This is a genomic window from Limnothrix sp. CMB-01 (genome assembly GCF_055193175.1).
Genome location: NZ_CM143720.1, coordinates 2,542,568 through 2,556,149, shown reverse-complemented (window position 1 = coordinate 2,556,149; position 13,582 = coordinate 2,542,568). Strand labels below are relative to the sequence as shown.

Annotated in this window: 5 protein-coding genes; all 5 read right to left on the bottom strand. The window is 55.8% G+C overall.

The window, feature by feature from the left end; translation table 11 throughout:
• Window positions 1-99: 99 nt before the first annotated feature.
• The 5 genes from ACZA91_RS10780 to ACZA91_RS10760 all read right to left on the bottom strand — a co-directional run bounded on the left by ACZA91_RS10780 (window position 100) and on the right by ACZA91_RS10760 (window position 13,354).
• Window positions 100-8,697 (bottom strand): SDR family NAD(P)-dependent oxidoreductase, encoded by an 8,598-nt coding sequence (locus ACZA91_RS10780; protein WP_463182323.1) that lies wholly within the window; start codon window positions 8,695-8,697, stop codon window positions 100-102.
• Between the two features lie 93 nt (window positions 8,698-8,790).
• Window positions 8,791-9,576 carry a 4'-phosphopantetheinyl transferase family protein gene (locus ACZA91_RS10775; protein ID WP_463182322.1) on the bottom strand — a complete coding sequence of 262 codons (786 nt, stop codon included), beginning with the start codon at window positions 9,574-9,576 and terminating at the stop codon, window positions 8,791-8,793.
• Window positions 9,577-9,870: 294 nt separating this feature from the next.
• A complete protein-coding gene (locus ACZA91_RS10770; RefSeq protein ID WP_463182321.1) occupies window positions 9,871-10,860 on the bottom strand; it encodes an acyltransferase domain-containing protein in 990 nt (329 codons plus the stop codon).
• 54 nt (window positions 10,861-10,914) lie between these two features.
• Window positions 10,915-11,787: an ACP S-malonyltransferase gene (gene fabD / locus ACZA91_RS10765; protein ID WP_463182320.1), complete on the bottom strand. Its 873-nt coding sequence runs from the start codon at window positions 11,785-11,787 to the stop codon at window positions 10,915-10,917.
• 268 nt (window positions 11,788-12,055) lie between these two features.
• Window positions 12,056-13,354 (bottom strand): condensation domain-containing protein, encoded by a 1,299-nt coding sequence (locus ACZA91_RS10760; protein WP_463182319.1) that lies wholly within the window; start codon window positions 13,352-13,354, stop codon window positions 12,056-12,058.
• Window positions 13,355-13,582: the final 228 nt, after the last annotated feature.

The window sequence follows — 13,582 nt, the reverse complement described above, 5'->3', positions numbered from 1 at the left end:
GATGCGGGTTCGTTGCTGGCAAATGCTGGCCGCCTGGCGATTTGCGGTTAAACATCGCCCCACGATCGAACCAAGGCCGCTGGCTGCTGTCCCGATCGCTCAAGTCTTGCTGAACGTCAACTCCCGAAAACTCAGCAGGGCGGGATAGGACGAGGCGATCGATCGGCCGGCGGCCACTGGGGCCGATCGGGACTGGGGTTCCTGGGGAATCTGCAATTCGGAAGCCACGGCGGCCATGGGGGAAAAATCCCGCAGGATCGCATGGCTATTGCTGCCATCCAGACCAAAGGAACTGACGGCGGCTCGGCGGATGGGGTGCTGGGATGGCCAGGGCTGGGCCTGACGCGCCAAAAAGAACGGCGATTGTTCCAGGTTCAGGCGCGGGTGGGGGTGGTCACAGTGCAAGGTGGGTGGAATTTGGCCATGATGCAAAATCAGGGCGGTTTTGATCAGGCTGGCAATGCCCGCCGCACTGAACAGATGGCCAATGTTGCTTTTCACGCAGCCGATCGCACAGAACTGCGTGGCGGTGGTGTGTTGGCGAATGGCCTGGGAAAGGGCCTTCAGTTCCACAGGGTCGCTCAGGGGGGTAGCCAAGCCGTGCGCTTCGAGGTAGCCCAAGGCGGCCGGATCCAGCCCCAATCGGGCCCAGGCCTGTTCAATCACCCGTTGCTGGCCGGTGACGGTGGGTAGGGGTAGCCCAAAGGGAGAGCTATCTTGGGCGATCGCGGAACTTTCAATGACGGCATAGATTCGATCGCCCTGCGCGATCGCCTGGCTCAGGGGCCGGAGCAACAGGGCCCCACATCCTTCTCCCAGCACTGCACCCTTGGCCGCTGCATCAAAGGCCCGGTGCTGGCCATCGGGGGACAGGAGCTTGGCCGCCGCCCAACTGGCAGGGAGCTGGCCCGCCTCCAGCAAGTGCAAACCGGCCACCAGGGTGGCGCGGCATTCTCCACTGCGCAGGCTTTGACAGGCGAGATGCAAAGCGCCGAGGGAAGCGGAATCCGTAGCATTCAGTACCAAACTGGGGCCGCGCCAACCAAACAATTGGGCAGCTAAACCGGGAGCAAAGGTGACTCCCGTGCTCACAAATAAGCCAACGGACTCGCCCCGCCAATCTCCCACGCCATAGCCAGCATCCTGGAGCGTCTCCGCAAAAATACTGAGCAGTTCCACGCTGCCCGGATCCAAGGACTGGGTCATACCATCGGGCCAGAGATTCGGAAACTGAGAAGAGGAACGGGGGGTAATTCGACCGGCCCAACTCGGGGGTGTGCTGGGGGCGTTGGGATCGATCGCGCCTTGCAAGTCAGAAAACGATGACATTTCCGGCGATGCGGGCCGATGCCAAAAATCGGGCGGCAATTCCTCAATGCTGCTACGGCCCGCTAGCAGGTTGGCCCAAAATTCGGCGGGGTTTTGGGCGTTGGGAAAGTGGCAGCCCATACCAACGATCGCGATCGCCTCGCCCTCACCGGAAACGGTCGATCGCCCGGTCGGCAAAGGCGCTGCCGATGGGGGTGTGGGCGGCGAGCTGGTTGGGGACGCAGTTTGGGCCTGAGCTGGAGCTTGAGTTTGAGCCTGAACTGGGGATGACCCTTGCGGGGGGAACGGCGGCGGCGCGGCGCTGGTGAGCCAATAGGCATCCTTCGCAAAGGGATAGCCCGGCAGGGGAATCCGTTGACTCCCGGGCGATCGCAACCGTTTCCAGTCGATTTCGGCCCCCTGAGTCCAGGCCTGGGCGAGCAATGCCAGCGTGGCAGCCGTGGGCATCCCAGATTCGGGTAGGGCGGGCGCGGGCATCGGGTCGGCCCCCGCCAGCACCTGACCTCGCCATCCGCCAGTGGGGAGTTGGCCTTGGCGAAACGCTGCAAGCTGCTCCAACAGGGTGTCTAGCCGATCGGTCACCAGAGCCAAGCGTTCCGCGAGGGGTTCGCGCCCCCCTTGCAGCGTCCAAGCCAGATCATCGAGGCTCGGCCGCTCGGTTCGCAGATGGCGATGCAATTGGCTGGCCTGTTGCGTGAGTTGATTGGCCGTGCGGGCACTCAGGACAATTAACCAAGGGCCGGCGCTGCTGGGTTTTGGCTGCTGGGTGGGCCAATCTTCCAAAATTAAATGGGCATTGGATCCACCGGCTCCAAAGTTGTTCACACAGGCCAACCGGGGGCGATCGCCCTTAGGCCAAGGTTGCGCTTGGGCTAGAACCTGAAAAGGTAGTTCCGAAAACGCAATATTGGGATTCGGCGGGTTGCAGTGCAGTGTGCCGGGAATCGTGTCATGGCGCATGGCCAGCAAAACCTTGGTCAGGCCAGCGATGCCCGACGCGGCTTCCAAATGCCCAATGTTGGACTTGACGGAACCCAAGGGAATTCGATCGCCCTGATATCCCTGCCGTTGGGCCACGGTGGCCAGCCCGCCCACTTCGATCGGATCGCCCAGGGCCGTGCCCGTACCGTGACATTCCACATACTGCAAGTCCCCAAACTGGATGCCTGCCGCCGAGAGCGATCGCTCGATCGACTCCGTTTGGGCTGGCCCGCTGGGAACCGTAAAGCCATTCACCCGGCCTCCGTGGTTAATGCCACTGCCCCGAATTACGCCCCAAATAAAGTCACCATCCGCCCGGGCCCGGGCCAAGGGCTTGAGCAACACAGCCCCCACGCCCTCGCCCGGCACATAGCCATCGCCCCCTTCCCCAAAACTGCGGCAACGGCCATCGCGAGATAAAAAGCCCCATTGACTGAGGTAGAGATAGCGGAACGGGTGCAAGGTGAGGCTCACGCCCCCGGCCACCGCCATGGTGCAGTCACCGGCCAGCAGGCTTTGGCAAGCCAGGTGAATCGCCGTCAGGGACGAAGAACAAGCGGTATCGATCGCCAAACTGGGCCCGGTCAAATCCAGGAAATGGGAAACCCGATTGGCAATGATCCAAAACAAGGCCCCAGCACCACTGGGCTGATCGGCACTCCAACTCAAATCCCGCGCCACGTGGGAATAGTCGTGCCACATGGCCCCAACAAAGAGGCCAACCCGTTCCCCCTGGCGCGATTGACGGCTGCCATAACCCGCATTTTCCATCGTGTGCCAAACCGACTGGAGAAACAGCCGCGCTTGGGGGTCAATTTGCTTGGCTTCCTTGGGCGCAATGTTAAAAAACAGCGGGTCAAATTCTTCAACCCCCGGGATAAAACCGCCCCACTTGCCATAGGTGCGATTGGGTTGTTTGGTTTCCGCAAAGTACTGCTGGTAATCCCAACGGTTGGCGGGCACTTCCGTGATGCACGATCGCCCTTGATACAGGTTTTGCCAAAAGGTTTCCAGGTCAGGAGACTGGGGATAGCAACCATCCAGGCCAATAATCGCGATGTCATAGCCACCAGGGGGCCGCTGCCGATCGGGCAACTCTAGGGGCTGGGTTTGGAGGATGGAGGCCTGAGGATTGGCGGCTCCGGTGTTGGGAGCCTTCACTTCAGGGGTCTTTACCTCAGGAGCCTTCACTTCAGGAGCTTTGGGGGCCAAAGCTTGCGGCTCCGGGGAGGGTGCAAGATTGGGCGATCGGGTGACCTGGGTGGGGGCTGGCGCGATCGAGCTAGGAACTGGGGCCACCGGAGATGGCGTGGCCGGCGCGGTGGTTGCGCCAGCAGGCGCGGTTAGCTGGGCCAGGTGGTTGGCTAGCACTTTGATGTTTGGATAGTCAAACAGGACGGTGGGTCGCAGGCCGGAATATTGCTTTTCGAGGGTTGCCACAATTTCCTCGATCATCAATGACTCCAGACCCAGGCTGAAAAACCCTTCCTGACGGGGCACGGATTGGGGATCGGTGTTCAGGGTGCGGGCAACCAGAGCGGCCAATTCTTGCTCGATGGTGGCGATCGAGGGGGTGGGCAGGGGCGGCGGGGCGGATGGGGCGATCGCCGCCGGGGTCAAAGGGGCAGGCAAGGTTGGGGGCACATTTGGGGCGGGGCGCGATCGGGAGAAGCGCTCAAAGATGGTTGCGTCCGTGCCTTTACCGGTGACCAGAACGGGCTGAGGGAGATCGCTAGTCAGCAGATCAAGGAAGGCAAACCGACCGGCCGCCGCGCTGAAGGGTTCCATGCCCGATCGCTGGAACCGCTCGGCCAGCATGTCGGTGGCTCCCATGCCGCGCGATCGCCACAGACCCCACTGAATCGCTCCAGCGCGTCCGGGCCAATGGCGATTGCGGTAAGCACAAAAGGCTTCCAGCAGTCGATTCGCCACCACGTAGTTCGCCTGCCCAGGGTTGCCGGCCGCCACGGTGATTGAGGAAAATCCCAACCAAAAGGCCACGGGTTGATCCTGCAACCGTTGTTCCAAGCGCAAGGCCCCAAGGAATTTGGGAGCAATCAGCCGATCGAGGGAGGCGAGGGTTTGGGCATGGAACAGCCGATCGTCTAACTGCCCGGCCGTATGAATCACGCCGTGAATGGTGCGGTGGGTGGTTTTCAGAATCCCTGTGAGGCGATCGAGGTCGGCTTCTTGGCAAAGGTCTGCTTGTAGATAATCCGCCGTGGATCCCAAGGATTCCAGCAGGGCGATCAGTTGGTCGGTTTGGGCCCGGCGGGGCGATCGACCCACCAACAGAAAATGAACGGCCGTTTGCAGCGCGATCGCCTCGGCCACTTCTGCGGCCAAGGCCCCGCTCCCACCCGTGATTAAAATGCAAGATCCCGGCTCCAGGACGGAAACCGGCAAAGGAGGCGCAGATCCGGGGGCCACTTCCCGCAACTCGGCCCCATAGCGATCGCCCCCACGATAGGCCACGCGATCGTGGTCCCAAGGGGTTGCCGCTTCCGCCGCGATCGTGGCGCTGGCTTCTCCAACGGTTAGTCCCAACTCCAAGTCCAGGGATTTCAGACGGATTTGGGGCAACTCCAGGGCCACCGTGCGCCCCAGGGCATCAATCCCCGCCGTGGCAAACCCCAAAACCCGATCGCTCGGGGTCACGGCCTGGGCATCAAAGGTCACGGCCAAAAGCTGGAGCGGATCGGCGGGGCGCACTTTCGCCCACTGTTGCAGGAACAGAAAACAACCGCGCACGCCCTGGTTCAAATCGGCTTCGGCTTGGGTGACCCAATCCCGATCGCCCTGGGGCCCATGACCTGACCCCGCTGCCGGGGGAGCCGTGACCCAATAGACCAGGGCTGGGGAAAAGGGCGAGTCGATCGCGTCGGCCCCTGCGATCGCCCGGAATTGCTCGGGAGCCAACAGATGCGTCAGGCCCTGGCGCACTTGGTCTGGGTCAGTCCAATCCCACTGGCAAACCCGATCGCCCAAAACCTCAAAGGTTGAACCGGCTAGGCACAACTGAGCCTCAATCCCCTGCGATCGCAGCCGCTGGCGCAAGGCCAAACCCCAAGCAGCCCCCTGGGCAAAAATGATCGTCGGCGCGGCGGTGGCCTGAGTTGGGGGCGCAGTGGCGGCGGGCAAAACAGTCCAGTCGGTTTCAAAGTAGGACACCTCCGGCGCAAGCAAGGGAGCCGCCGCCAGGGTTAACTCCCGAATCACGGCCAGGGGGCGGCCATCCGTCCCGATCGCGATCGCTGAAAACTGGCTTTCGGTAGCCTGGACCCGGCATTGTTGGCGATCAAACCGGACGGTGACCCAGGATGAAGGCTCGCCAGCCGCCGGATCGTCGGATCGATCGGGCGATGCTGTGGGGGCAATTGCGGCAGCGGATGACGATTCCCACTGGGCTTGCAACTGGGATCCCCACCAACAGCCCGCCACTTGCCCCGGCACAACAAAATCTCCAAAATCTCGGGCATCGCCGCCCCGTTCCGCAGACCATTGCCGGTGTAAATACACGGCCGCTTGCAAAATCCCATCCAAAAAGGCGGTGCGATTGGGGGCTTGCAATTGAAAGAGGGCTACTTCGTCGGTGATTTGGGCCTGATGGATCACCTGCAAGGCCCTGCCGTACTGATAGCCGCGCGATCGCAAGGCGGCATAAATGGCCGTTCCCGGAATCTCGCCCACCCGATCATGGCCAACCGGGCGATCACCTGATGCTCGCCCGGCCACTGGATCGAGGGGCGGCCCTGAGGATGACTCCGCAAAGGTGGCACTCAAAATCAGTCGATCGCGCTGCCAAACCTGAACCCGATTCGGCAACTCCACCTGGGCCCCCAGGGTCACGGCCTCCGCATCCCCCACCCCCAAGGCCACGGCCTGGTGCAAGGTAATCTCTGTCAGCAATCCGGGCGATCGACCCAGCGATCGGGTCACCGCATCCCAGGCCAAGCCAATGAAGCTGGCGGCGGGCACAATCCAGCGCCCATTTAAAAAGTGCGATCGGAGCACCAAATCGGTTTCGGGAAACACCTGCTCCCAGCGATCCGACGATGCCCCGGAGGGGGGCAGTACCTCGCGGGCCGCCGGGGCAGCGGGCAACGGAGCCAGCCGATCGCCCTCGGATGCCTTGGGAAAGAGCCAATACAACTGGCGATCGAAGGGATAGCGCGGCAAGGACAATTTGGGATAGGTGGCCGGGAAATGGGCTGACCAATCCACCGGGCTGCCCGCCAGCCAGGCCGCCAAGGCCGACTGCACCGAATTTCCCACATCCTCGGGAGTCAGCACCTCGGGTAGTTCGGCCAGCGAGCGCGGGCGATCGGGCAGCAATCCCGACAGCAGAACCGGCCAATCCATGCCCGGATCCAGCACGCCCATGGTGAAGGCCCGCACCAGTTCCGCCAAGGCCGCCGAACCCGTGGGATAGCGATCGGTCAAGTCCCACTTTTGGCACAAGCGAGCCAGGCTGCTGCGAATGGCCACAAACATCAAAATTCGATGCTCTGGGCGAGGTGCGTTCGATCGCAATGGGGACTGCAATGGGGCTTGCAACACTGAATCAAGGTCAATGCCCACCTGCTCCAACGGTTGCCGCCAGGTTTCCACAAAGCGCGTAAAGGTCATTTGCCGTCGCCACAGGGTGCAGGCCACCTGCAAAACCGATTCCCAATCTGCCTCCGGCAACGCCACCGAGGCCCAAAGGGTCTTGAGCGCTTCGGCATCCTGCACCAACCGGCCCAAGGTTGATCGCGCCTCCGAAGGTGTTTCCACCGTTGCCGCCACGGGCTGAGACGGCAGCTCAAATTGCGCCAACGCCCGCTGCACATCGGCCCAACTGCTGGCCAAACAACCAAATCGCCAAGGAAAGCTTTCGCGCCCCAGGGCCAGGTTCGCCGCGATCGTCCCCAAGTCGGCTGCGGCCACCCGTTGCGCCCCTTCCTGGCCCCACTGGGCAACCAAGGCGGCCAAGCTACGTGCTGATTTGGCAGACAACAGGAAGGGAATCACGGCAGTTGCCCGATCGCCCGTCTCCGAGGCCCCTTGACCCGCGATCGCGTTCCCTGTCGCCAACGCCAACGGCGATCCGGCTTCCGCAGCCACAGCGGGCGACCGGGGCGGCTCTTCCAACACCAAATGAGCATTGCTGCCCCCAAAGCCAAAGGAACTTACCCCCGCTCGCAACGGCAAATCCACCGCCGCCGGTTCCCAGGGGCCAAGGGCCACCGCTGGCACAAAGGGAGAAGTGGTGAAGTCAATGAGCGGGTTGGGAGTCGTTAAGTTCAAGCTGGCGGGAATCTGACGATGCTGCAACATCATCAAGACCTTGATCACTCCGGCAATTCCCGCCGCCGCTTCCAAGTGGCCGATGTTGGTTTTCACGGAACCCACCTGGCAATAGCCGATCGCCTGGGCCGTGGTGCGGAAGGCCTGGGAAAGGGCCTCCATCTCGATCGGGTCGCCCAGGGAAGTCCCCGTGCCATGGGCCTCCACATAGGTCACCGTGGCCGGATCCACTTGGGCATCGGCGTAGGCCGCCTTCAACAGTTGGGCCTGTCGTCCCACGTTGGGGGCTGTGATGGACTCGCCCACCGCCGAATGGTTCACCGCACTGCCCCGAATCACCCCAAAAATTCGTCGATTCTGGGCGATCGCCCGTTCCAGGGGCTGAAGCAACAGCACCCCACAGCCCTCGCCAGGCACATAGCCATCGGCCTGAGCATCAAACGTGCGGCATTGACCCGTTGGACTCAGCATCCTTGCTCGGGAAAATGACAGATGCTTCCAAGGGCGATGGTTGAGGGTCACACCACCCGCAAAAGCTAATTCACATTCGCCCGATAGCAACGCCTGTCGAGCCAAATGGATGGCCACCAAAGACGAAGAGCAGGCTGTATCCAGGGTCAAGCTCGGGCCGCTGAGACCCAACACATGGGACAACCGATTCGACAGAATGCAACTGTAGCTGCCTAACCCCGAAAATCCATCAATTTCCACCTGGGGATCCGTCGTGACTTGCCAATAGTCCATGGTCATTGCGCCCAAGTAGACCCCTGTTGGCTGCTGACGGAGCGAAGCTAAGGACAGGCCAGCTTCTTCCACGCAATGCCAAGCCACTTCCAATAGCAACCGCTGCTGAGGATCCATGTACTTGGCTTCTCGGGGAGAAATGGCAAAAAATCCCGCATCAAACGATCGCCAATCCTTTAGGAAACCGCCCCATTTATTCCCCGTTTGTTCGCGGTAGGCTTGGTGATCCCAGCGATCGGGAGGAATTTCCCCGATCGCGTTCACGCCCGCCGCCAAATTGCCCCAAAATTCATCAATATCCGCCGCCCCAGGAAAGCGACCAGCCAAACCAATTACAGCGATATCTTGAGTCATGGTGGGGTATCTCAAACCGGCTTTAATTTTTCGTGGGGCAGTCATTACTGAGGCGATGGAAGCGACTAGAGCAATTAGGATGAGGCTTTCAACTCATCCCGCCAAGTCGAATGAGTCAACCATTGGATGGAGAGCATTTTGGCTAAACCATGATTTTTGAAAAGGATCAAAGTTAATTTCCGTTTGTCGCGGGAAGACCACTGAAAGCACAGTTTGATCGGCAATCCAAAGACGCGCTTGATATTGAGCAAAATGCCGAAAGCTGGCTCGATAGTGATTTGGAAAAATGCATTGCAAATCCGCGATCGATAATAACTCCATCGGCACAGTCATGCCGCAACGCAACACTTTTGATAGGGCTTCTTTTAATGTCCAAAGAGCCAGTAGCCGCTGAGGATATTGAGGATATTGAGAATATTGAGGATATTGAGAATATTGAGAATAGTAATCAAAGGTTCCGTCACACCAGCTTTTTTCGGAATCTGGAACCGCATCAATCAAGGTTTGATAAAGCGTGGGATTAAAGGTTTCCACATCAATGCCCACGGGGTAGCCCGCCTCAAAAGCAACCGCCACTGCCTGACCCGAATCATGGGCGATGCTCACCTCAAATGGCTCCTGCCCTCCATACCGCACCACTGGCTGCCCAAAGCTACCCGGTTCAATGGAGATCGATCGATAGTCACAATCGCCAATTAACTGAACCAAAGCCCCTTTGGCCGCCATGCGCCCCATCAAGTACGACATCCGCCGCCTCAAAACGGGCAACTTTTCAAAATAGTCCAACTCCGCAGGCGAGAGCAGTTGCGATCGATAGGGTGCAACGTCAACGTAGTTGGCAATGTTCACACATTCAAATCGGCAAGTAATCGATCGCATGATGACAGCCCCTGTTTTAATTTGGCTTTGATTTGGCTTTAATCTGGCTTTGATTCAGCATTTTGCTTATTCAGGATTTTCATTAAATTGTTTCGGTGACCTAATCTAATTCTTAGGTTCCATTTGTTCATTAACTTGACCTAAAACTAGAAACCTAATTTAGTAATTCAGCGTAGGAGCTTAACTTAAACAATCAATTTGAGAATTTCACTGAACCACTGAATCAAAGAGCTGAATTGGATGTTGAATGTAGAATTCTGAATTTCAGCGCCTACTTAAAACCCAATTAAGCGATTACTCTGAACGCCATTTTTTCGCTAAATTAACGGCTCGTTCGAGCGATTGCACATTCTGTCCAAAACGATCCATCACTGCCATACCTTTTGATGAGGAAGATGCATCCAAAATTACCCGCACAAATCCAGACAAAGTGCCATTTGATCCCACATCTAGATAAAGATTGGTTCCCATTGATTCCAAGCCTCGCAACGCCTTTTCAAAGTTAATGGGATTGCGAAATGCTTCCCAGAAAGTACGCACCGCCTGAGTTGGTTGCTGGTCATCGGCGCGATCGCCACACCCATAACGCCAAAAACGACCGGTTTGGAACTGAGGTAGGCGATCGAACTCTCGATCAATAATCTCTTGGGCTGAATCAATCCAAGGGGAATGAAACGCTTGGATCACCGGTAAGCGCTGAAACAAAACCGATTGACTCTGTAAGATTTGCTCTAGCCGATCGAGACTGCTCGATCGACCACTGACCACAAAACTCTGGTTGCAATTAATACTGGCCAAAGCAGTGTCTTGAAACCAATCAGGATGTTGATGCCAGAGATTTAAGCCATCCAAAATGGCTAGCATTCCCCCAACCGGTGTGTAAGATTCAAAGGCGAAGGATGCGCGAATTAAAGCAACCAGCAGTTGAAAGCGATCCACCACACCGCTGTAGGCCGCCGCTGTCAACTCTCCGAGGCTATATCCCAAAACCAAGTCAGGAATGATACCCATCGACTCGATCGTGGCCGCCACCGCATAGTTAAACGTAAATAACAGCGGATTACTGTATCGCGTATACAAAAGTAGTTTTGAATCTTCTGCCAGTGCCATTTGCGAGTCAGCAAACAGCTCAGTGGCCAAATGAATACCTAAAAGCGGCAACGCTACCTCAGAAAATTCATTCATGCAGTTCCGAAAAACAGGATGGCAGCGATATAGCTCCTGCCCCATTTCCATATACTGCGATCCTTGACCAGGAAACATGAAGACAACTTTCGCAGCCATGGCTTCAACTCCTAGTCTTCAACTGAGCTTGCAACTTGCGCTTTCAAATTTCCCTTAAACCTTTTCGGGAACCAAATCTGGAGAGATTTGATACAGCAGTCGGGTTAGCGTGTTGCCCACTCCCAATTCTTGAAACGTGCATTTTCCCCGATCGCACAAATGGGCGATCGTTTCTGTCCAGCGCACCGGACTCGCAATTTGCTGCGTTAAATTCTCAACCACATTCTCCAGCGTATAAGGCTGCGCTGAAGTGTTAGCAATTACTGAAAATCGCGGAGCACGAAAATTCATTGTCCGAATAAATTCTCCAAACTCTCGCGCTGCTTCTTGCATGTAACGCGAGTGAAAAGCCCCGCTAACATTCAACACCACATATCTCGTGTCTGGAATTTCCTCAAACACAGCCGCCAAATCATCAATATCGCGCTTGGGCCCTGAAATGACCACTTGCCGAGGCGAATTATAGTTCGCAATATCAACCGTATCAAATGCAAAATCATCTAAGATTTTGCGAATTTTTTCCGCATTGCTACCAATCACTGCCGCCATTCCACCACCCTGCTGACGGCCCATCAATTGTCCTCGATATCGAATTAAATTTAGCCCCGTTTCAAAATCAAACACTCCCGCCGCAAACAACGCATTGTATTCGCCCAAAGAGTGCCCGCAAGCCGCACTAGGCCAAAAACCACCCGAATCAATATGGGACTGCCAAGCCAAGGCATTCACCACAAATAAAGCAATTTGAGTGAATTCTGTTCGGCTCAAATCACCATTGGGATCATGCAAACACAGCTCTTTTACAGAAAAGCCAAGAATATTATCTGCTTGCTGCAAAAGCTGCGGATAATGAGGAAATAGTTCACTCCCCATTCCACAAAATTGGGATCCTTGACCCGGAAAGAGAACAACATTTAAATTCATCATGCCGCTCCTTCAGTGCGTCAATCAGGACATTTAGGTAACATGAGGGAAGTTCGGTGAAGCCAATTAAGCAGCGCAAACTTCAAAGTGAATTTCAAAGCAAGCTCGTAGTCATCAGCTTCGAGAAACAGATCTTTAACAACAGGCCCTTAAGATTGAAAATTAAAGAACCTGGCAGTTTTCGTCTTGTCAAATCCATAGGATTGAGACCTAGGTCAAGCGTCAACAGCCCTGATTCTTCAAGCCAAGTTTTTAGAATCGGAGGTTGTAATCAGGCAGTGCAGCTTGCAAATTCCTCAACCATCAGATCAAAGATTTTGCCCATATCGCCACGGCTAATTGAAGACTCGCAGAAGCCCACACCAAGCGTGACGGTGTTCCTAAAGGTAGAAGCCGTCATCATAAAAGCTGGGGCATAGGCAACGGGACCCAAGCCGTAGGAATAAACCACTTGATGTCCTGGGATGGGGATGTCAGTGTTGCCAACATCCGAAAATAGGGGTGTGCCAATTCCTGATTCAGCAGCTTGGTCAAAAGCTTGGTTAAGTAGCCAGTCTACCCAGGCAAAAGGAATGAGAAAAAGAATTTCCATGGCGATTGCTGGCAAAACGCCAGGCATGGCTCTTTTTTGGCTGATTAAGTCAGATTTTATGAAAGACAAGGTGTCTGCAAAGGAGTCTGCTTGGTTGACATGAATGTTAGAAATCAATGGAACCGCGAGATTACAAATTTTAGGCATATCTCCATGCCGGAGATAATGGCGAAGATCGAGGGTGTTAATAATCGGAAGTGATGCATCAGGCCCTGCATTGGTGAACCGACGCAGAGCACGCGCAAACCCTGTCAACATCACTTGATTTAGGGTTGCTCCACGATCTTTCGCATACTGAATTAGATTCTCAATCTGCCCCCGATCCAATTTGTAGGTTATGTATATTTGATTTTCATGGGTGCAATTGCTAAATGGCACTTTTAATTGACCTGGCTTCAAGAAGTTCTTCTTGCCCTTTCTCAGCAATTGCCATCTCTTTTTGGCAGGAACCTTGTCAAGAACTTGCCATCCATCACGCCGAACGGTTACAGAACTCGGGGTATGTTCCTGACCGTTTTGCAGCACCCCATAGGTTTCAGCAAGGGACTGAAGCAAACACCGCAGTCCACTGCCATCAGAAACAACGTGGGACATCTTGAGGCAAAACGTATCTTGAAGTGCGTTTTCGCCTTGGTGCCGGAAAATTCTCAGTTGCACCAAGCTATCGGTTGTTGGATCGATCGATCGAGATCTAAACTCTTCAACAGCCTGTTGCACATCGGCGACTTCAATCAGCTTGAATCGGTCTTTATGTTTTTCCTCAGATCGCAGCCAGTAGGGCGATACACTGTTGTTCACCCACTGGCATTGCAGGATCACCTCTGAATCTAAAACCAAATCGAAGCTCTTGAAAAATAGATCTTCATTCAGGCAACTATCTAGCGTAAAAACGCATTGAACAACGCCATTACAGGTTGCGAGGCTAATGTATTGGATTTTGTCTTGGGCCGAGGCAGGAAATTCTGAAGATGAAAACATAGCTTTATCCTTACTTTGTCCTTCGCCGCTTCAAGAGTCAATCACAGCTATTGCTAGCCTTAGGAATTTTTTGAATTGACTGATCAACAATTTTGTCAACAATCTTTTTTTGACAAACTTCGACAAATTTTCGACAAAAATATTCTTAGTTCCTGAGCTAGTTTTTCAATTAAAACCTCTCAGGAAAATTTTTCAAAAAGACCCTCTCTTAAGACAAAAGGCCGAAGT